Origin of the sequence: Sulfitobacter sp. TCYB15, from assembly GCF_040435955.1 — a bacterium.
Classification (GTDB): domain Bacteria; phylum Pseudomonadota; class Alphaproteobacteria; order Rhodobacterales; family Rhodobacteraceae; genus Sulfitobacter; species Sulfitobacter pontiacus.
In genome coordinates, this window is the sequence record NZ_CP159193.1 from 2,438,853 (window position 1) to 2,457,569 (window position 18,717).

Annotated in this window: 18 protein-coding genes and 2 tRNA genes; 10 read left to right on the forward strand and 10 right to left on the reverse strand. The window is 56.0% G+C overall.

The features are described 5' to 3' along the window. Positions 1 to 149 precede the first annotated feature (149 nt). Positions 150 to 2,924 carry an aconitate hydratase AcnA gene (gene acnA, locus ABM428_RS11630; RefSeq protein ID WP_037963926.1) on the reverse strand — a complete coding sequence of 925 codons (2,775 nt, stop codon included), beginning with the start codon at positions 2,922 to 2,924 and terminating at the stop codon, positions 150 to 152. Positions 2,925 to 3,158: 234 nt separating this feature from the next. On the opposite strand from acnA, the gene ABM428_RS11635 reads away from it, so the two are divergent. After that, positions 3,159 to 3,857 carry a thioredoxin family protein gene (locus ABM428_RS11635; RefSeq protein WP_037944578.1) on the forward strand — a complete coding sequence of 233 codons (699 nt, stop codon included), beginning with the start codon at positions 3,159 to 3,161 and terminating at the stop codon, positions 3,855 to 3,857. A 28-nt stretch (positions 3,858 to 3,885) separates the two neighbouring features. Here ABM428_RS11635 and ABM428_RS11640 read toward each other — a convergent pair whose 3' ends face one another. The 3 genes from ABM428_RS11640 to purB all read right to left on the reverse strand — a co-directional run bounded on the left by ABM428_RS11640 (position 3,886) and on the right by purB (position 6,923). After that, positions 3,886 to 4,788, reverse strand: a complete 903-nt coding sequence (locus ABM428_RS11640; RefSeq protein ID WP_306285024.1) for a lysophospholipid acyltransferase family protein — start codon at positions 4,786 to 4,788, stop codon at positions 3,886 to 3,888. A 126-nt stretch (positions 4,789 to 4,914) separates the two neighbouring features. Beyond that, complete coding sequence (locus ABM428_RS11645; RefSeq protein ID WP_341205443.1) at positions 4,915 to 5,439, reverse strand: hypothetical protein; 525 nt, start codon at positions 5,437 to 5,439, stop codon at positions 4,915 to 4,917. A gap of 179 nt (positions 5,440 to 5,618) precedes the next feature. After that, on the reverse strand, positions 5,619 to 6,923 hold the full coding sequence (gene purB / locus ABM428_RS11650; RefSeq protein WP_005854277.1) for an adenylosuccinate lyase: 1,305 nt from the start codon (positions 6,921 to 6,923) through the stop codon (positions 5,619 to 5,621). Positions 6,924 to 7,177: 254 nt separating this feature from the next. Here purB and ABM428_RS11655 point away from each other — a divergent pair, with 254 nt between their 5' ends. Continuing rightward, positions 7,178 to 8,326 (forward strand): PLP-dependent transferase, encoded by a 1,149-nt coding sequence (locus tag ABM428_RS11655; protein ID WP_353627964.1) that lies wholly within the window; start codon positions 7,178 to 7,180, stop codon positions 8,324 to 8,326. Positions 8,327 to 8,394: 68 nt separating this feature from the next. On the opposite strand, the gene ABM428_RS11660 is transcribed toward ABM428_RS11655, so the two are convergent. Continuing rightward, a tRNA-Leu gene (locus tag ABM428_RS11660) sits at positions 8,395 to 8,480 on the reverse strand. 173 nt (positions 8,481 to 8,653) lie between these two features. Between ABM428_RS11660 and ABM428_RS11665 the strand changes: the two genes are divergently transcribed. From ABM428_RS11665 to ABM428_RS11680, 4 genes are all read left to right on the forward strand, one after another. Then, complete coding sequence (locus ABM428_RS11665; RefSeq protein ID WP_348656338.1) at positions 8,654 to 9,325, forward strand: DsbA family oxidoreductase; 672 nt, start codon at positions 8,654 to 8,656, stop codon at positions 9,323 to 9,325. Between the two features lie 36 nt (positions 9,326 to 9,361). Further along, positions 9,362 to 10,039, forward strand: a complete 678-nt coding sequence (gene lipB / locus ABM428_RS11670) for a lipoyl(octanoyl) transferase LipB (RefSeq protein WP_353627965.1) — start codon at positions 9,362 to 9,364, stop codon at positions 10,037 to 10,039. Positions 10,040 to 10,346: 307 nt separating this feature from the next. Then, positions 10,347 to 12,020: a cytochrome c oxidase subunit I gene (ctaD, locus tag ABM428_RS11675; protein ID WP_005854284.1), complete on the forward strand. Its 1,674-nt coding sequence runs from the start codon at positions 10,347 to 10,349 to the stop codon at positions 12,018 to 12,020. Between the two features lie 237 nt (positions 12,021 to 12,257). Then, a tRNA-Gly gene (locus tag ABM428_RS11680) sits at positions 12,258 to 12,332 on the forward strand. A gap of 678 nt (positions 12,333 to 13,010) precedes the next feature. Here the strand turns inward: ABM428_RS11680 and ABM428_RS11685 are convergent. After that, positions 13,011 to 13,736 (reverse strand): hypothetical protein, encoded by a 726-nt coding sequence (locus ABM428_RS11685; protein ID WP_132997362.1) that lies wholly within the window; start codon positions 13,734 to 13,736, stop codon positions 13,011 to 13,013. A gap of 252 nt (positions 13,737 to 13,988) precedes the next feature. On the opposite strand from ABM428_RS11685, the gene ABM428_RS11690 reads away from it, so the two are divergent. Beyond that, positions 13,989 to 14,933 carry a PleD family two-component system response regulator gene (locus tag ABM428_RS11690; protein WP_132997363.1) on the forward strand — a complete coding sequence of 315 codons (945 nt, stop codon included), beginning with the start codon at positions 13,989 to 13,991 and terminating at the stop codon, positions 14,931 to 14,933. A 2-nt stretch (positions 14,934 to 14,935) separates the two neighbouring features. Here ABM428_RS11690 and ABM428_RS11695 read toward each other — a convergent pair whose 3' ends face one another. Next, positions 14,936 to 15,166: a hypothetical protein gene (locus ABM428_RS11695; protein ID WP_235183796.1), complete on the reverse strand. Its 231-nt coding sequence runs from the start codon at positions 15,164 to 15,166 to the stop codon at positions 14,936 to 14,938. Between the two features lie 101 nt (positions 15,167 to 15,267). Beyond that, positions 15,268 to 15,507 (reverse strand): Lrp/AsnC ligand binding domain-containing protein, encoded by a 240-nt coding sequence (locus ABM428_RS11700; protein WP_005854294.1) that lies wholly within the window; start codon positions 15,505 to 15,507, stop codon positions 15,268 to 15,270. A gap of 150 nt (positions 15,508 to 15,657) precedes the next feature. Between ABM428_RS11700 and hisB the strand changes: the two genes are divergently transcribed. After that, positions 15,658 to 16,245 (forward strand): imidazoleglycerol-phosphate dehydratase HisB, encoded by a 588-nt coding sequence (hisB, locus tag ABM428_RS11705; protein WP_132997364.1) that lies wholly within the window; start codon positions 15,658 to 15,660, stop codon positions 16,243 to 16,245. Positions 16,246 to 16,247: 2 nt separating this feature from the next. Next, positions 16,248 to 16,886 carry an imidazole glycerol phosphate synthase subunit HisH gene (gene hisH / locus ABM428_RS11710; protein ID WP_005854298.1) on the forward strand — a complete coding sequence of 213 codons (639 nt, stop codon included), beginning with the start codon at positions 16,248 to 16,250 and terminating at the stop codon, positions 16,884 to 16,886. Positions 16,887 to 16,901: 15 nt separating this feature from the next. Here hisH and ABM428_RS11715 read toward each other — a convergent pair whose 3' ends face one another. Together ABM428_RS11715 and ABM428_RS11720 are read right to left on the reverse strand one after the other, a co-directional pair. Next, complete coding sequence (locus tag ABM428_RS11715) at positions 16,902 to 17,294, reverse strand: DUF2147 domain-containing protein (RefSeq protein WP_132997365.1); 393 nt, start codon at positions 17,292 to 17,294, stop codon at positions 16,902 to 16,904. A 130-nt stretch (positions 17,295 to 17,424) separates the two neighbouring features. After that, on the reverse strand, positions 17,425 to 17,814 hold the full coding sequence (locus tag ABM428_RS11720) for a DUF2147 domain-containing protein (RefSeq protein WP_005854302.1): 390 nt from the start codon (positions 17,812 to 17,814) through the stop codon (positions 17,425 to 17,427). 143 nt (positions 17,815 to 17,957) lie between these two features. Here ABM428_RS11720 and hisA point away from each other — a divergent pair, with 143 nt between their 5' ends. Then, positions 17,958 to 18,674, forward strand: coding sequence for a 1-(5-phosphoribosyl)-5-[(5-phosphoribosylamino)methylideneamino]imidazole-4-carboxamide isomerase (hisA, locus tag ABM428_RS11725; protein ID WP_132997366.1), 717 nt, complete (start codon positions 17,958 to 17,960; stop codon positions 18,672 to 18,674). Positions 18,675 to 18,717: the final 43 nt, after the last annotated feature.

Genomic DNA, 18,717 nt, shown 5'->3' on the forward strand with positions numbered 1-18,717 from the left:
GTGAACCGCAAAACACATCCGGTTATGTCATTTTACGCAAGCAGGCGGAAGTTTGCCGTGAAAATGGGGGCGTGTATGCAAAACGCCCGCCAGGGGGAACCTGACGGACGTTCTTTTCAAGGCCGTGCGAAACGGCCAGTGGCCGGTGGTTAGGCCGATTTCGCGAGGTTGCGCAGCACGTAGTGCAGAACGCCACCGTGTTCGATGTATTCAATCTCGATCGCGGTATCGATCCGGCATTTGATCATGATCTCTTTGACCGAGCCATCTGCCATTGTGATCGTGCAAGGCACTTCTTGCAGCGGCTTGATGGTGTCCAGACCACTGATCGAAACGGTTTCCTCGCCGGTCAGGCCCAAGCTCTTGCGGGTGTCGCCGTTGGTGAATTCGAACGGGATAACCCCCATGCCAACCAGGTTGGAGCGGTGGATACGTTCAAAGTTCTCGGCGATGACCGCCTTGACGCCCAGCAACGCCGTGCCTTTGGCCGCCCAGTCACGGGACGAACCCGCGCCGTATTGTTCACCACCGAAGATGACCAGCGGCGTGCCGTTTTCCTGATGCGCCATAGCCGCGTCAAAGATCGAGGTCTGTTCGCCATCGGGGCCTTTGGTATAGCCGCCCTCAACACCGTCCAGCATTTCGTTCTTGATACGGATGTTGGCAAATGTGCCGCGCATCATGACCTCGTGGTTACCACGACGGCTACCGTACGAGTTGAATTCACGCACAGGCACCTGACGTTCCACCAGATACTGACCCGCTGGCGTGGTTTCCTTGAAGGAACCGGCAGGCGAGATGTGGTCGGTCGTGATCATGTCACCCAGAACGGCAAGCACTTTGGCGTTCTCGATGTTGGTGATCACACCCGGCTCTGGCGACATGCCCTGGAAGTAGGGCGGGTTCTGCACATAGGTCGAGGTTGGTGGCCAGTCATAGGTCTTGGCGTCGGTGGTTTCGACGGACTGCCACTTTTCATCGCCCTTGAAGACGTCGGCATATTTTTCCTGGAAGGCTTCGCGGGTCACGGTCTGCTCGACCAGATCAGCGACTTCCTTGGATGTTGGCCAGATGTCTTTCAGATAGACGTCATTGCCGTCCTTGTCCTGACCCAGCGGGCTGTTGGCCAGATCGACGTTCATGTCACCGACCAGCGCGTATGCCACGACCAAGGGAGGCGACGCCAGATAGTTGGCGCGCACGTCAGGCGAAATCCGCCCTTCAAAGTTCCGGTTACCCGAGAGGATCGATGTCCCGATCAGGTCGTAGTCGTTGATCGCCTTGCTGATCGGTGCTTCGAGCGGGCCGGAGTTACCGATACAGGTGGTGCAGCCATACCCGACGAGGTTGAAGCCGATGGCGTCCAGATCCTCTTGCAGGTTTGCGGCCTCAAGATAGGCGGACACAACCTGGCTACCGGGCGCGAGCGACGTCTTGACCCAAGGCTTGCGTGTCAGGCCCAAGGCACGGGCTTTACGCGCCACAAGACCCGCACCGATCATCACATAGGGGTTGGATGTGTTGGTGCAGGATGTGATCGAGGCAATGACGATAGACCCGTCATGCAGCTGGTAGTTGCCATCTTCGGTCTGGACGTAGCCACGCTTGTGGTTGCCCTCGTCACCGGGGATGTCGCGTGGCTCGGGCTGGCCGCCCTCACCTTCCCAACGAACTTCGGCGTTGGCTGTGGTGTCTTTACCTTCGCGCACGCCCTTCACGTATTCTGCAAATGCAGTGTGTGCCGAGGTCAGTGCGATGTAGTCTTGCGGACGCTTCGGACCCGAGATCGCAGGCACGATGGTGCCCATGTCGAGCGACAGTGTGTCGGTGTAAACCGGCGCATAGTCATCGCCACGCCACATGCCGTTTTCCTTGGCATAGGCTTCGACCAGCGCGATGCGGTCTTCATCACGGCCGGTGGTGCGCATGTAACGCAGGGTTTCGGCATCGATCGGGAAGAAACCACAGGTCGCACCGTATTCGGGGGCCATGTTGGCGATTGTCGCGCGGTCCGCCAGAGGCAGGCTATCAAGGCCAGCACCGTAGAATTCAACGAATTTACCAACCACGCCCTTTTCGCGCAGCATTTCGACCACTTTCAGTACCAGATCGGTCCCGGTGGTGCCTTCCATCATGGCACCGGTCAGTTCAAAGCCGATCACCTCGGGGATCAACATCGAAATCGGCTGACCCAGCATCGCGGCTTCGGCCTCGATCCCGCCAACGCCCCAGCCCAGAACGGCCATGCCGTTTACCATTGTGGTGTGGCTGTCGGTCCCGACGAGCGTGTCAGGATATGCGACTTCGACGCCGTCTTGGTCTTTGTCGGTCCAAACGGTCTGCGCCAGATATTCAAGGTTCACCTGGTGGCAGATGCCGGTGCCGGGGGGTACAACGCGGAAGTTGTTAAACGCCTTCTGACCCCATTTCAGGAAGGTATAGCGTTCGATGTTGCGCTCGTATTCGCGGTCAACGTTCATCTGGAACGCGCGCGGGTTGCCGAACTCGTCGATCATGACCGAGTGGTCGATGACAAGATCAACAGGGTTCAGCGGGTTAATCTTGTCGGCATCGCCACCCAAGGCAACCAGCCCGTCGCGCATCGCCGCAAGGTCGACAACTGCGGGAACACCGGTGAAATCCTGCATCAACACGCGTGCGGGACGGTAAGCGATCTCGCGCGGGTTCTGGCCGCCCTTTGCACCCCATTCGGCGAAGGCCTTGATGTCATCGACGGTGACAGTTTTGCCATCTTCGAAACGCAGCATGTTCTCAAGCACCACCTTAAGCGCGGCTGGCAAATTGGAGAAATCACCCAGACCGGCTTCCTGCGCTGCAGGAATCGAATAATAAGCGATGGATTGGCTGCCCGAAGATAGAGTTTTGCGGGTTTTGGCGGTGTCCTGGCCAACGAAGATGGTCATGGATGGCTCCCTTTATGGGTTAAAAAAGGTCGGTGACTTGGGGTCTAAATGCCTTATTGCGCGGGTCGTTTCAACTGCAAACACGCGCTTCTGGCGCTTTTGTATACCGTTGTGTACTGGATTGAGGCATTTCATACGCAATCCCGTGACGTTACAGCGCCTCAACAAAGGTTGAGTGGTAATTACAACGGGTGCAGTCTACGAATTGTGCATCCAAACCGAAAGTACCCTGCGATGCCCCGCCTGTTTACGTCCCTGATCGCCGCTGGCCTGCTGTCCATAGCGCCCGCCTTTGCTCAGGATCGCCCCGTTGTCGTCGAACTCTATACCTCGCAAGGGTGCTCTTCCTGCCCTCCTGCTGACGAGATGTTTGCCGAGCTGTCCAAACGGGACGACGTGATCGCGCTGGCGCTGCATGTGGATTATTGGGACTATATCGGCTGGCAAGACCCCTTTGGTGCGCCTGAGCACGCCGAACGCCAGCGCGCCTATGCGCTGACTGGTGGGCGGACGTCGATTTACACGCCCGAGATGATCGTCAACGGCCAGTCCGATGTGGTCGGTGCCAAACCCATGAAGCTGATGGAGGCGATCAACAAGCACAAAGAAGACGCCCCGCAGGTCGACCTATCTATCGCACGCGACGGGGAAACCCTGCGCATTAACGCACATACCGTATCGGGTGCCGCCGGACCGTTTGACGTGCACATGTTGCGCTATCACCCGATGGCGGTCACGCAGGTCAAACGCGGCGAAAACGCGGGCCACACGTTCGAGAATTATAACATCGTCGAAGGCTGGCAGACGGTTGATCAGTGGGACGGGCAAGCGCCGCTATCACTCTCTGCCGCCATCACCGGCGATATGCCGGTGGTTGTGCTGGTGCAGCGCAGCAATGCAGGGCCGATCGTGGCAGCGGCGCGGATCAAGTAGTCACTCAAAACACCTAGATGTTTAGGCATTAATTGTCGTGGATGCGCCAGCGACGATGGACCCAGAACCATTGCTCGGGATCCGCTTTGACCCGTGCGGTAAGACTGTCATTCAAAGCCTGGGTCATCGTGACAGCATCGCTGTGTGGCACAGGTGCCTCCAGCACCGTGTCGAATGACACCCCATCAGCTTGCCGAATGCCGTAGAACGGGATCAACAGCGCATCATAGCGCAGTGCCAGCTCGGCGGCAGAAAGCGCCGTATTGGCAGGTTGCCCCAAGAAATCGAGCGCCGGCGCGCCAAAGACGTGTTGATCAAACAGCAGTACCAGCTGCCCGCCCTCTTTTAGATGCCGTACGAAACCCGCCGTGCCGCGTCGGCCTTGCGGGAAGACAGGGCCGCCGAAAGCCTCCATCGTTTGGACGTAATGCGCGTTGAAATAAGGGTTTTTCATGTTGCGGTAGAGCCCGCCGATGTCATACCCTCGCGCCACAAGACAGGCACGCATCGCTTCGTAGTTGCCATAGTGGCCCGTCACCAGAATGACCGGTTTGCCTTGTTCTGCCGCTTTTTCCAGCGCCGCGACGCCTGCGCCGGTCGGCGTATTCTTTGCCATACGCTTGGGGAAGTCGCGCGCTGAATAGTTTTCGATAAAGCTGCGCCCCACGTTGTTAAGGCACTTTGAAGCAATTTCTGCGCGCCGTTCTTGCGGCATCTGCGGCCAAATCATCGCAAGATTTTCAAGCGCCCGCGCCCGATATCCCGCTACCGGCCCGATCACATGTTGAACAACCCAGCCGACGAACGCTATGCGCGTTTTATAGGGCAGCACCAAGGCCAGTCGAATAAGGCCGACGATAAAGGCATTGGTCAGGTAGTGCCCTGCACGTCGGCTAAATCGAACGTTCTTGGGATATTTGGGACTGGCCATGCGCATCTGCCTGCAAGGAAAAGCGCCCCTACGGGGCGGGGCCTGCCGTTCATACCGCGCAGGGCCCCGCGCAACAAGCGTGTTTCACCCAGGCGGCAATGCGCCACCGGGTGCAACAGCGGCTGGTTAATAGCTAAACGTCTGACCGGTTGCGATCGCTGTCCGCAAGGAGGTTTCGGCCCATGTCCCTGCCCCGCCATGCGCGCGAATGGCACGAAGTTCGGCCAAAGCTTCGGGGATATCGCCCTGCTCTACCAAAGCTTGCCCGCGATAGGACCGCGCGAGAACATTCGCAGGGTTGACTGCCAGCGCACGCGCATAGAACGCCATTCCGCCAGCTTGGTCGCCCATTTTGCGCGACGTGAACCCCATGTAGGTCAATCGACGATCGTCCTGCTCAGGCATAGCGGCAAGTACGATCTGCGCATCCGAGTATTCGCCTGCATAGGCCAGTTCACGAACAGTTTGATAAAGGTCATCCGGTGTTAACCGGCTATCCTTTGCATCGATACAGGTCTTTGACTTCTTGTCATACACCTGCCCGTCTTCGCATTTCACAACGGGCTTCGGTGGGGACGTATCATTGGAGCCAGCGGCAAAGGCCGCGAAAGGAATAGCCAATGACAGGATGGACGCAAACACAACACGCATACTCAAACACTCCTGAACTAAATACACGGCTGATGTTAGACGATCCACGCCATAGGTAAAGCACTAGGTTCAAACCTACCGTCTCGATGTAGCGCGAGATAGGGCCGGAATACGCAGCTTTTGAATCAAAAAGGCTGCACCGCCGTCAAGCGATGCAGCCCTGAATGCCTGCGCGTGTATCAGTCCTTGAAGACGCGCTTAAAGATCGTATCAACATGTTTGGTGTGGTAACCCAGATCGAATTTTTCTTCGATCTCTTCTGCACTTAGTGCGGCCAGAACCTCTTCGTCAGCGAGCAGCTCGGTCTTGAAATCCTTGCCGTCTTCCCAGACCTTCATGGCGTTGCGCTGAACCAGCTTGTAGCTGTCTTCGCGGCTCACGCCGGCCTGCGTGAGCGCGAGCAAAACACGTTGCGACATCACAAGACCGCTAAACTTGTTCATATTTGCCAGCATGTTGTCAGGATAAATCAGCATATTGTCGATGACGCCGGTCAAACGATGCAGCGCGAAGTCAAGGGTGATGGTGGTGTCGGGGCCGATCGCACGCTCAACGCTGGAGTGGGAGATATCGCGTTCATGCCACATGGTGACGTTTTCCATCGCTGGAATCACAGCCATGCGAATTGTACGGGCCAAGCCGGTCAGGTTCTCGGTCAGCACAGGGTTTTTCTTGTGCGGCATCGCCGAAGACCCCTTCTGACCTGCCGAGAAAAACTCAGCCCCTTCCAAGACTTCGGTCCTTTGCATGTGCCGCACTTCGGTCGCAACGTTCTCGATAGAGCTGGCGATCACACCAAGTGCTGCGAAGAATGCCGCGTGACGGTCACGGGGGATGATCTGCGTGCTCACGGGTTCGGGCGACAGGCCCAGTTTTTCGCAGACATGTTCCTCGACCCGCGGATCGATATTCGCAAATGTCCCCACAGCGCCGGAAATCGCACCGGTAGCAATCTCGGAGCGTGCTGTTTTCAGCCGCGTCAGGTTGCGGTCCATCTCTGCATAAAAGCGCGCAAAGGTAAGGCCCATCGTTGTGGGTTCAGCGTGGATCCCGTGGCTGCGCCCCACGCGCACAGTATTTTTATGTTCCATGGCACGGCGTTTCAGCGCGGCCAGCAGCAACCCCATGTCTTCGATCAGAATATCCGCTGCGCGGGTTAATTGCACGTTAAAGCAGGTGTCCAATACGTCAGAAGAGGTCATCCCCTGGTGCACAAAACGCGCCTCGTCGCTACCCACATGCTCTGCCAGATGCGTCAAGAACGCGATAACGTCATGTTTTGTAACGGCTTCAATCTCGTCAATCCGCGCGACGTCGAACTCGACATCTTTGGCTTTCCAAACCGCCTCCGCATTCTCGCGCGGGATCACCCCAAGGTCGGCCATAGCGTCACAGGCATGCGCCTCGATCTCGTACCAGATGCGGAACTTGGTTTCGGGGGACCAGATCGCAACCATCTCGGGGCGGGAATAACGGGGAATCATGTGGTGATACCTTTGTTTTGGGGTGTTTTGATGTACGCGCGGGATAGACCGCGGGGGGGTAAAGAACAAGTCTGAACCCTTGCGCCACCAAGGCAGGGACGCTTGCTGCCTCGCCGATAGGCACCTCCGGCGGGAGTTTTCAGAGCAAAATGAAGAAGGGGCGGGTTTGTCCCATTCAGGTCTGGCAGTTTACCTTCGGACAGGCAAAGGTGCCGCAAATTGAATATATTACGCCATTAGGGAATCGCTAAGAAATGTCTGATACGTCTCGCTTAAGCCCCGCTACGATTGCTGCCCAAGCAGCGGGAGCGGTTGATGCGCAAACCGGCGGGGTGGTCCCGGCGCTGCCTATGGCCACGACCTATCTGCGGGATGAAGCATACCAACCGCTGCGTGCAGACAACATCTATCTGCGCGATCAGAGCGATATTGTACGCGTTGCAGAAAAAGTGCTCTCTCAACTGGAGGGGGCGAAAGAATCGCTGCTGTTCCCGTCAGGCATGGCAGCGCTTGCCGCCGTCTTCCGTACCGTCCCAAATGGCGGGCGCGTGCTGGTGCAAAGCCAGATTTACTGGGGCACCACCAAGTGGATTCGAGATTTCTGCACCCGGCGTGACATTGAACTGCGAGAGGTCGAAGCCTCTGACATGGCGGCGTTTGCCGCCGCCTGCGAGAGCTTTAGACCAACCTTGGCGCTCATCGAAACACCATCAAACCCGTGGCTTCGCGTGGTCGATATCCAAGCTGCGGCTGATGCGGTGCATAGCGCGGGTGGGTTGCTCGTGGTGGATAGCACGGCCGCGACGCCGATTCTGCAACAGCCGCTTAAACACGGTGCCGACGTTGTAATGCATTCTGCCACAAAGGGCATTAATGGACATTCGGACGTATTGGCGGGCGTTCTGGCGACCAATGACGTCACGGGCCGCGTGTGGGAAGATATCAAAGCGGACCGGCATGATGCAGGCGCGGTTATCGGCCCGTTTGAAGCATGGTTGCTGGTCCGCGGGATGCGCACCCTGCCCCTGCGCGCCAAGCAAATGTCGTGCAACGCCATGGAATTGGCAGAACTTTTGCAAAATCACCCGAAGATTGAAAAGGTTCTCTATCCGGGTCTTGCCTCACATACAGGCCACGAATTGGCGACGCGGCAAATGTCAGGAGGGTTTGGGTCGCTTTTGTCGTGCATTGTAAAGGGTGGCGGCGCAGCGGCGCTGGAGGTTGTCGGCAAGCTGGAAGTTTTCCATCGCGCAACGTCTTTGGGCGGGGTCGAAAGCCTTGTCGAACACCGCCACACGATCGAACCCCACACCGGGATTCCCGAAGGGTTGCTGCGTTTATCGGTGGGGATTGAAGATATCGAAGATCTAAAACGCGACTTGAGCCAAGCGCTTGATGCGTAAAGATACTTCGGGGCGCTCGCGCCCCGGGACCCCATGTCTTTCGAAGATGATTTGAAGGATACAACCAGTGGTGCGGTCGGAGAGACTCGAACTCTCACGGGTGTTACCCCACAGCGACCTCAACGCTGCGCGTCTACCATTCCGCCACGACCGCACGCCATGGTTGGTGAGGGTCGTTTAGACAAACTCTTTCACAAAGTGAAGAGCAAAATTGCGCAGATTAAGTCGTTGTTCAGATTCGTGTGATTTATCATTCAATCGGGCGGGGTGGCTTGAAAAACAGTGCGAAGACGTAAACTTAAAGGAGGATATGAATCGAGGAACAATATGACCCAAGCGCCCATAGATCCCCCTGCCCTGCAGATCGACATCGTTTCTGACGTAATGTGCCCTTGGTGTATTGTCGGGTACCGCCAGCTAGAGCAGGCGTTAGCCGCCTTGAATATCGGCGCGTTCATCCGCTGGCACCCTTTCGAGCTTAACCCCCAAATGGGCCCCGAAGGACAGAACCTGACCGAACATATTGCCGAAAAATATGGTGCATCGCCTGAGCAATCGGCGCAAAACCGCGCGCATCTTGTGCAGCTTGGCACTGAACTTGGAATCGACTTCAATTTCAACGCCGATAGCCGCATCGTCAACAGCTTTGCTGCACACCAATTGCTGGATTGGGCTCAAGATCAGAACCTGCAGCACCCACTTAAGCTTGCTTTGTTTGAAGCACATTTTACGAAGGGATTGGATGTTTCAGACCAAAGTGTTCTTGTTGATGTCGCTGCAGATGTCGGATTGGATCGTAGTTCTGCGCAGGACGTTCTCGACAGCGGCAGCCATGTAGAACGTGTTCGCGAACGCCAATCGGTTTGGACATCGCAGGGAATTTCTGGTGTGCCTTCCATGATCTTCGCAGGCAAATACCTTGTGACTGGTGCGCAGGGTGTCGATAACTATGTGCAAATTATCCAAAAAGTAATTCAAGAGGTAAGCGCCGCGGAATGACTGTTTCGTTTACCTCGGCTCAACGGTGCGCACAGAATGGTTGAATGGATCACCTCCAAGGGGCTTGTCGATTACCGGGAAGCCGAAGCATGGATGGAGGAACGCGCGTCCCTTATCGCCGCGGGGAATGCCGATGAATGCGTCTGGCTTGTAGAGCATGCTCCGCTATATTCTGCCGGCACCTCAGCAAAATCGGAAGATTTGACCGACCCCAATCGGTTTCCGGTATATGAAACGCGCCGCGGCGGACAATACACATACCATGGGCCGGGGCAGCGGGTTGTTTATGTAATGCTGGACGTCGGTAAACGAGGCCGGGACGTCAGACGTTTTGTTCAAGACCTTGAACATTGGGTGATTGCGACCCTTGCAAGCTTTACCATCAAAGGCGAGATCAAGGAGGGGCGCGTCGGCGTCTGGGTGGAACGTCCCGAGAAACCGCTCGCGGCGCAAGGCGGCATTCGCGAAGATAAAATCGCGGCGATCGGTATCCGGCTTAGAAAATGGGTCAGCTTTCACGGAATCAGCATAAATGTTGATCCAAATCTTGAGCATTTTTCCGGGATCGTCCCCTGTGGGATCCAAGAACATGGCGTTACGTCTTTAGTTGACCTTGGCATACCAGTTACGATGGAAGACGTTGATATCGCCCTGAAAGCGCAGTTCGACACGGTTTTCCCTCCGCTGTCTGAATACGCGCCCAAAGACGGATAATGTACCTCGCCGCTCAAACGTTTCACTGCGCCTGTGCTATTTCCGCCGCTGCTTTACGGTTTCTTCATCGCTAGAGGCGTATGTCACTCAGCATGATGATCCTGATGAGCACTTCTGACACCTCTTACCCCCGTCACTACGAGGCTGTGCACCTCCGACACAGTTTGATAAATGATCTGTCTTTTTTCGTGCCCTGCGTCAAAGGCGGCCATTGCCCATATTGGCAAGCCGCACTAGAACGAACCTTAATTCAATGCGCGCCCCCTGTCGGGGCGTGAGTTGACAACCCAATCTCAGGAGGCACCGCATGGCAGACGCAGCCATTCACGGGCAAGACCATCACGACGAGCGCGGATTTTTCACGCGCTGGTTCATGTCCACAAACCACAAAGACATCGGGCTATTGTACCTGATCGTTTCGGCCCTCGTTGGCTTCATCTCTGTATGCTTCACCATATATATGCGCTTGGAGCTTATGCACCCAGGCGTGCAATATATGTGTATGGAAGGCGCGCGGTTTATCGCTGATAGCGCAGCGACCTGTACGCCAAACGGCCACCTGTGGAACGTTCTGATTACCGCGCACGGCATCTTGATGATGTTCTTCGTGGTTATTCCCGCTTTGTTCGGTGGTTTCGGTAACTATTTGATGCCATTGCAAATTGGCGCGCCTGACATGGCGTTCCCGCGGATGAACAACCTCTCTTTCTGGCTATATGTCGGCGGCACAACGCTTGCAGTCTGCTCCGTGCTGACACCCGGCGGCAGCGGCCAGCTTGGGTCAGGTGTGGGCTGGGTTCTCTATCCGCCGCTCTCTGTTCGTGAAGGCGGCATGTCGATGGATTTCGCGATTTTCGCTGTGCACGTATCCGGCGCATCGTCGATCCTGGGTGCGATCAACATGATCACAACATTCCTCAACATGCGCGCCCCTGGCATGACGTTGTTCAAAGTGCCGCTGTTCAGCTGGTCCATCTTTGTTACAAGCTGGTTGATCCTTCTGTCCCTGCCCGTTTTGGCCGGTGCCATCACCATGCTTTTGATGGATCGCAACTTCGGATTCGCATTCTTTGACCCAGCAGGCGGTGGTGATCCGGTTCTGTATCAGCACATTCTGTGGTTTTTTGGTCACCCCGAAGTGTATATCATTATTCTTCCAGGCTTCGGCATCATCAGCCACGTCATCGCGACCTTCAGCCGCAAGCCTATCTTCGGATATCTTCCGATGGTTTGGGCGATCATCGCGATTGGCGCATTGGGCTTCGTCGTTTGGGCGCACCACATGTACACCGTTGGTATGTCTCTGAACCAACAAGCTTACTTCATGTTGGCCACCATGGTTATCGCGGTGCCGACGGGCGTTAAGGTATTCAGCTGGATTGCGACCATGTGGGGTGGTTCGGTTGAATTCAAAACACCTATGCTGTGGGCCTTCGGCTTCCTGTTTCTTTTCACCGTTGGCGGTGTGACAGGTATCGTTCTCTCGCAGGCAGCTGTGGACCGCTACTACCACGACACATACTATGTGGTTGCGCACTTCCACTATGTGATGAGCCTTGGTGCCGTCTTCGCGATCTTCGCCGGTATTTATTTCTACCTGCCGAAGTTCACGGGCCGCATGTATCCTGAATGGGCTGGCAAGCTGCACTTCTGGGCGATGTTCATTGGCGCGAACCTGACGTTCTTCCCACAGCACTTCCTAGGCCGTCAGGGCATGCCGCGTCGCTATATCGATTACCCTGATGCGTTTGCATATTGGAACCTGTGGTCGTCGATCGGCGCGTTCCTCAGCTTTGCGTCCTTTATCTTCTTCTTCGGTGTTATGTTCTACACGTTGACACGTGGGGCCCGCAGCCCAGCTGCGAACCCTTGGAACGAATATGCGGACACTCTGGAATGGACGCTGGCAAGCCCCCCACCAGAGCATACGTTCGAAATTCTTCCCAAGCAGGAAGAATGGGACAAACAGCCTAGCCACTAAGCTAGCACAACATTGAAATGAGAGGCTCCAACGGCGGTTGGGGCCTTTTTTCGTTCTACCCGGGCTCTCGGTACAGTTTCATAAAGACGAATGTTTATCGGCGGTTAGCCAAAATCTTACCGCGTCCCCCAGTAAAATAAGGGCTTCCCAAAATTGTCTGAAATTAATTTCGAAAAATGTTATTTTTCCTCTTGCGGCTCACCGCCGCTATGGGTATTCCACGCCCTACCAGAGGATGCGGGCGTAGCTCAGGGGTAGAGCATAACCTTGCCAAGGTTAGGGTCGGGCGTTCGAATCGCCTCGCCCGCTCCAACTGGTTCTCTGCTTACCCAGCAGGACAGCAAGGCCACCTTCGGGTGGCCTTTTGCTGTTCCGGGCCCCTAAAACAATGAAACTGCTCACAGGCCTACAAAGGGCCAGCACACTTACCAGTTCGGACAACGGTCCGTTCATTGGTGCCCAGTCTAGAACTCCGATCAGGGTTGAAGCAAGCACGGCTACGGCGCAAAATATACTGTCGCCACAATGATACGCCCAAGCGGCACGTGACAAAGCTTTCACCGCTGAATGCCCTCACTCTGCGGCCTACAAGGGTTCCCTAGGCCACTCTCTGAGGGCAGCAGCACAACAGGCCCGATACCCCTCCCCCGTTGCTACGAGAGCACCTGAGGTGTCTCAGGCCTGTACCAACGAAGCTGGGACAAGTGGATATTCGCGAGGCTCTACGCGCTCTGCTGTCCTTGTGGATCATCGCTGATGAGTTGGATCAAACGCCCCAGGCGCGTGCGCCAGAGCCAAACACAGAGCACGTTTCTATATGGCACCCAACGAGTTTCTGCCGACGCCTAGCGTCAGTCAAAGACCGCTGTTATCAAAAGAAAAAAGCGGGCGCTGAAAGCACCCGCCTGCGCCGGCTTATACCCGTTCGAATGATGGCACTACGAACACGACCGCCATGCAGCAAACGCCGGTGACGCAATTATTGTCTGTTCAAAGAAGAGATATCGTCGATCGTGCTGATAGGGTTTCACGTTCCATCTGTTCGATGGCGCGAATGTGCCACTCCAAACCGGTTTGACCCTGATCGGCCGCTTCGGCCAAGTTGTTCTGCGCCAGCTTCGCCTGGTCGGCCGACAGAACCAACGCCTCGGCGACCTCTGCGCGGCTGGTGCGTATATCGGCAAGTTGCGCGTCATAAGCATCCTCCGAAATCGCCCCTGAGGCCTTGAGCTGTTTCAACGTCGCCACATCTTCTTGCTGCTGTGCGAGCATCTGGGGAAGATGTGTCGTGATATCATCCAGCTGGTCATTGGACTTGCGGATACTGCGCACGAGGTCATTCGCGGAAACCAGCTCCATCCGTTGGGCGACTTCTCGTTTTCCGGCGAGATTCCCGCTCACCGCACCAACAACGCCACCGGCCGTAGCGGCTCGCAGGCAGCCCGAGGCATCGGATGCGGCAAGCACCGAGATACCGCAGCCCACCGCGGCACCAACCGCGGCATGCTTGATTGTGGAGTTGCGGACAATATCGCGCATCAACGCGTCAAGCGCGGCGGTTTGCTCCACCATACCGGCGTCATTCTCACGGTTTTCCTTGAAGCTTAGCTTGCCGGACGAAGGGCCGAATTGCGCAGCGCGATCGGCAGTGGGCGCAGCACATCCTGAAACAAGAACGGCAGCGGCGAGGGAAATCGTTAGAACAGTGGTTTTCATTACATGGATCCGTTGAGCTAGGCGTATTCGCGACCAATAGACGAAAATTATGCCGATTTTACGGCATGTTCGCCATGAAGTTTTCCGACGTTAACGTTTATCTATTCACCTTCGTGCCACAAATGCCCATAGTTCCCGCACAGCGTGAATTTTTTAAAAAGTCATATTGTTGCCGGTTTTGTTCACTATCGTTTAGGGAGTTCGACATAGGTTGCCTCGGAGCCCCGAAGCAAATCTTGGAAGGAGACCACATTGAAAATTCTAGCAGTCGACGATGATCCATTCATTCTAGAACTCCTTCCCGCGATGTTTGAACAGGCAGACCTGAACGATCTGCACACGGCCCCTTCGGGTCCGGCTGCTCTCGACATGATCAAAGCTCAGAAGGTGCCATTCGATTGCATGCTGCTGGACGTCGATATGCCGGAAATGGACGGGATCGAGCTTTGCCGAAGAATCCGCACTGTCCCCGGGTATGAGGACAAACCGATATTAATGCTGACGGCGAAGACAGATTCGATCTCTATCGAGAAAGCGTTTGCCGCCGGTGCGAATGACTACATCGCCAAGCCATTTAACCTGAAGGACATCTACAACCGCATTCGCGTGGCCGAACGCCTGTTGGTGTCGTCCAAGACCATCAAGCGCATCGACGCGAGCGACCTGTCCAAAGAAGGCACACAGGTAGCTGAAGATATCACACTGGCCGACAAGGTCTTTTTGGCGAATGTCGGCAGGCTGATCCTGTCATTCTCCCTTGGGAACTACATTACGCAGCTCGATCGGAGCGAACTGGACAACTATCAGGTTTTCGGCGTGTCCATTGATGATGCGGAACGTATTTTCGAAGAAACGTCACAACAGGGGTTCCTTCATATCCTCACCAGCGTGGCTGAGACCCTGACCGACCTTATCACTTGCCCCCATCTGCTGATGTCCTACGAAGGCAACGGTGCCTTCCTGTGTATCACGCGCGACCCGAACCTGCCCGAATGGGACCGGATGGAGGCTGGCCTACAGGCCAAGCTGGATGCGCTGGACTTGCTGAGCGATGATCTGAAGCAAGAGAGCATCAGCCTGTCAGTCGGCACGCCCATTGCGCCGAATGCGAACCGGACGCAACGGGTGAAAAAGACCTTCGAACGGGCGCTATCGCGGGCTGAAATGCGCTATGCGAGCAAATGCGCCGCCGCCTGATCCTAGTTGATCGGGAATTGCACCAGACACTGCGCCGCATGTTTGCGGTAATCCTCTAGCGTCTGATCGATCGAGCGGCGGTCGCGCATTTTTCCCATGGCCGATTTCTTTTGCGCCCGTGTGCCGCTCACATGGCGTTCTAGGATCAGGACCGTTACGCCCAGCATGATGGTCTTCTCATCCTCACCGATCATGTCCGCACGCGCCAAGGTCACCGCCGTATAGGCGATCATATTGGCGCAGCGCAGCGCCGCAGCCTCTTCCCCTTCATAGGTAAGCGCATGCGCTGGCCCCCAAAGAACAGATCCGCAAAGAAGCGCAGAAAGCAGGAGCCTCAAAACGCTTTGAACGTCATCGTTGTAAGCGAACGTTCAATCCCTTCGATGTCCAGAAGGTTATCGTTGATGTAAACGCCAATATCTTTTCCCGAAGGAATATAAAGCTTCATCAAAAGATCGTAATCACCAGAGGTTGAATACAGCTCGGAGTGTATTTCCCGCAGCGCGACCTCTTCGGCAACGCGATACGTACTGCCGGGCCGGCACCGGATCTGGATAAAAACGCAGGTAGACATGGACAGGCCTTAGGCTGGTTACAACACGTCCAAGCTGACATAAGGGGGCAACAGCCGCAATCGCTGATTGGGACCGATCGGCAGCGAAACGCTTTGTCTTGGCGCGACGGCCTGCCCTGCTATAAGAGCCCGAAAGACGGAGATATTCATATGCGCCAGACCACCATCAATCGCTCGACCGCAGAGACCGAGATCAGCGTCGAAATCAACCTCGACGGGACAGGGTCCTACGCCAACCACACGGGCATCGGGTTCTTCGATCACATGCTGGATCAATTGGCGCGTCATTCGCTGATCGATATGAAAATCAGCGCAAACGGCGATCTTCACATTGATGATCACCACACCGTCGAGGACGTAGGCATCACGCTGGGCCAAGCGCTAAGCACCGCATTGGGCGACAAACGCGGCATTCGCCGATACGGCGCGTGCCTGCTCCCAATGGACGATGCCTTGGTGCGTACCGCGCTTGATCTGTCGGCGCGGCCCTTCTTGATCTGGAATGTGGACCTGCCGACTGCAAAAATCGGGAAGTTCGACAGCGAATTGGTACGGGAGTTTTTCCAGGCGCTCAGCACGCATGGCGGGATCACCTTGCACATTGATATGCTGCATGGCCTGAACAGCCACCACATCGCCGAGGCCGTCTTTAAGTCTGTCGCCCGCGCCCTGCGCGAAGCGGTAGAAACCGACCCTCGGAAATCTTCTGATATCCCCTCGACCAAGGGTGCGCTGTAACGATGTTAACTGCGATTATCGATTACGAATCGGGCAACCTTCATTCGGCGCATAAGGCGTTCGAACGGATGGCGCGTGAGTGTAATGCTGGCGATGTAGTTGTCACCGCTGACGCCGATGTCGTGGCGCGCGCCGACCGCCTTGTCCTGCCTGGCGACGGCGCATTCCCCTCCTGCATGGCCGCTCTGAAAGGCCAAAGCGGCATATACGCAGCCATGGTTGAATCCGCCGTCGACAAGGGCCGCCCCTTCCTCGGGATCTGTGTGGGCATGCAGTTGATGGCATCCATGGGGCGCGAGTATGAAGACACAGCAGGCCTGGGCTGGATCAGTGGCGAAGTGACCAAGATCACGCCACGCGACCCATCCCTAAAAGTACCGCATATGGGATGGAACGACCTTGTCATAGACCACCCTCACCCCGTTTTCGACGGAATCGAAACCGGGGATCACACGTATTTTGTCCATAGTTTCCATATGGATGTACAGGACGAGTCCGAGCGGTTGGCGCATGTCGATTATGCTGGTGACGTCACTGCTGTTATCGGCCGTGACACCATGATCGGCATGCAATTCCACCCGGAAAAAAGCCAGACAACCGGCCTTCGTATGATTGCGAACTTTCTGAACTGGCGCCCCTGAACCGGGCACCGCCTTCTACCGAAGGCGGGTCCAGATCATTTCGTCGCAAGCATTTCCTGTGCAGGTCTGTAACCGCATCGCATTGCCGTCGACCAACATCTTCGCCTTATATTTCTTCGATGCAGAAGGCTCCAGCAACGTGCCGACATAGCTCCCGTCAGGTTGCGGCTTCATATCCCAGAAGACCCGTTTGCCAACCGCTGTAGAGCGTTTGTCATATCCACGCCGATCCTTGGCACGCTCGACGGTGCCGCATAACGCAGGCCCGCAGGGCTTCGCCCGTACGTGAACAACCAATCCGTTAACATCCGGCGCAGATTTCCAGACACCTTCAACTACATCAGCAAATACAGTCGTCGAAGAAGCTGCAAAAATAGCAGCATAGAAAATATATTTTGTTAAAAACATCGTATCACTCCCCCAAGCGACACATGCCTTACAGCTTTTTAGCAACGCACCAAAAAACCAAGGCGCGGGCATATTCTACACCCGCGTCCCGATTCGCGCAAATCCCACTCATTTGGGATGGAAATGAAGGTTACTGGACCCGCTGCCAGTCCTGCTTTGAACACAGCAACCCGCCCGCGACACAGCCCGACAGTTTCAGGCTGTTACCGGCGACGGTCATCTTGCCGATGTAGATTTTGTTGTTTGAAGGTCGCCAAACCTTACCTGCATATTTGCCGCTCCCGTCAGGTTTCATGTCGATGACCAACTGCTTTCCGATATTTTCGGACTTATATTCGCCCGACGCGTTGAACGTCCGCTGAATCGTACCGCAGATCGCCCCACCACAGGGGGTCATTTTGACATGCGCATAAGCCCCGTCATCCGGTTGCGTTTTCCAAACGCCAACCGCCGGGTCAGCAGCCATGGCTGTTCCTGCAAAACCAATGCCAACGATGGCCGCAATAATCGTTCTTTTCATGATATATCCTCCCGATATGCTCTCAGATTGAAGCGAATACGACGATTCAGGCAAGCTTGACGTAGGGGACACCTCTGCCGCGTTGCAAAAACCCGCCCGCCGTGGCAATTGAAACCAACTCCCCCAATGCCAAGGGCAACACTATGATCCTCTACCCCGCTATTGACCTTAAAGACGGCCAAGCCGTCCGTCTTGTGCACGGCGACATGGAAAAATCCACTGTTTTCAACGATGACCCCGCGGCGCAGGCCCGTGAGTTTGTGGATGCGGGCTGCACTTGGCTTCACTTGGTGGACTTGAACGGTGCCTTCGCAGGGACGCCGGTCAATGCCTCCCCGGTGGAAGCGATTTTGAAGTCTTGCAACGTCCCCGCCCAGTTGGGAGGCGGCATTCGCGATATGGCGACGATCGAAGCTTGGCTGGACAAGGGTCTCGCACGCGTCATTCTGGGCACTGTCGCGGTCGAAAATCCCGCTTTGGTGCGTGAAGCAGCGCGAGCTTTTCCAGGCAAGGTCGCGGTCGGCATTGACGCCAGAAATGGTCGCGTGGCAACCAAGGGATGGGCTGAGGAAACCGACGTAATGGTTACAGATCTCGCTAAATCTTTCGAAGATGCAGGTGTCGCGGCGCTGATCTACACCGATATCATGCGAGACGGGGCCATGGGCGGTCCAAACATTGACGCCACCGCCGCTTTGGCGCGTGCCGTCAATATTCCTGTCATCGCCTCCGGGGGCGTCAGCTCCCTTGCTGACCTTGAGGCGTTGAAAGAAACTGGCGTGATATCCGGTGCCATTTCCGGCCGGGCGCTTTATGATGGCGCGATCGACCTGAGCGAAGCTTTGAAGGCCCTCGCCTGAGTTTCCAAATGGTTTCAAATCCTCGGGTGGTTTGGAGGGCAGA

What these genes read in the sequence shown, in the direction of transcription:
- acnA (WP_037963926.1), bottom strand. Translation starts at nt 2,924, where the DNA reads ATGACCATCTTCGTTGGCCAGGACACCGCCAAAACCCGCAAAACTCTA.
- ABM428_RS11635 (WP_037944578.1), top strand. Translation starts at nt 3,159, where the DNA reads ATGCCCCGCCTGTTTACGTCCCTGATCGCCGCTGGCCTGCTGTCCATA.
- ABM428_RS11640 (WP_306285024.1), bottom strand. Translation starts at nt 4,788, where the DNA reads ATGGCCAGTCCCAAATATCCCAAGAACGTTCGATTTAGCCGACGTGCA.
- ABM428_RS11645 (WP_341205443.1), bottom strand. Translation starts at nt 5,439, where the DNA reads ATGCGTGTTGTGTTTGCGTCCATCCTGTCATTGGCTATTCCTTTCGCG.
- purB (WP_005854277.1), bottom strand. Translation starts at nt 6,923, where the DNA reads ATGATTCCCCGTTATTCCCGCCCCGAGATGGTTGCGATCTGGTCCCCC.
- ABM428_RS11655 (WP_353627964.1), top strand. Translation starts at nt 7,178, where the DNA reads ATGTCTGATACGTCTCGCTTAAGCCCCGCTACGATTGCTGCCCAAGCA.
- ABM428_RS11665 (WP_348656338.1), top strand. Translation starts at nt 8,654, where the DNA reads ATGACCCAAGCGCCCATAGATCCCCCTGCCCTGCAGATCGACATCGTT.
- lipB (WP_353627965.1), top strand. Translation starts at nt 9,362, where the DNA reads ATGGTTGAATGGATCACCTCCAAGGGGCTTGTCGATTACCGGGAAGCC.
- ctaD (WP_005854284.1), top strand. Translation starts at nt 10,347, where the DNA reads ATGGCAGACGCAGCCATTCACGGGCAAGACCATCACGACGAGCGCGGA.
- ABM428_RS11685 (WP_132997362.1), bottom strand. Translation starts at nt 13,736, where the DNA reads ATGAAAACCACTGTTCTAACGATTTCCCTCGCCGCTGCCGTTCTTGTT.
- ABM428_RS11695 (WP_235183796.1), bottom strand. Translation starts at nt 15,166, where the DNA reads ATGATCGCCTATACGGCGGTGACCTTGGCGCGTGCGGACATGATCGGT.
- ABM428_RS11700 (WP_005854294.1), bottom strand. Translation starts at nt 15,507, where the DNA reads ATGTCTACCTGCGTTTTTATCCAGATCCGGTGCCGGCCCGGCAGTACG.
- hisB (WP_132997364.1), top strand. Translation starts at nt 15,658, where the DNA reads ATGCGCCAGACCACCATCAATCGCTCGACCGCAGAGACCGAGATCAGC.
- hisH (WP_005854298.1), top strand. Translation starts at nt 16,248, where the DNA reads ATGTTAACTGCGATTATCGATTACGAATCGGGCAACCTTCATTCGGCG.
- ABM428_RS11715 (WP_132997365.1), bottom strand. Translation starts at nt 17,294, where the DNA reads ATGTTTTTAACAAAATATATTTTCTATGCTGCTATTTTTGCAGCTTCT.
- ABM428_RS11720 (WP_005854302.1), bottom strand. Translation starts at nt 17,814, where the DNA reads ATGAAAAGAACGATTATTGCGGCCATCGTTGGCATTGGTTTTGCAGGA.
- hisA (WP_132997366.1), top strand. Translation starts at nt 17,958, where the DNA reads ATGATCCTCTACCCCGCTATTGACCTTAAAGACGGCCAAGCCGTCCGT.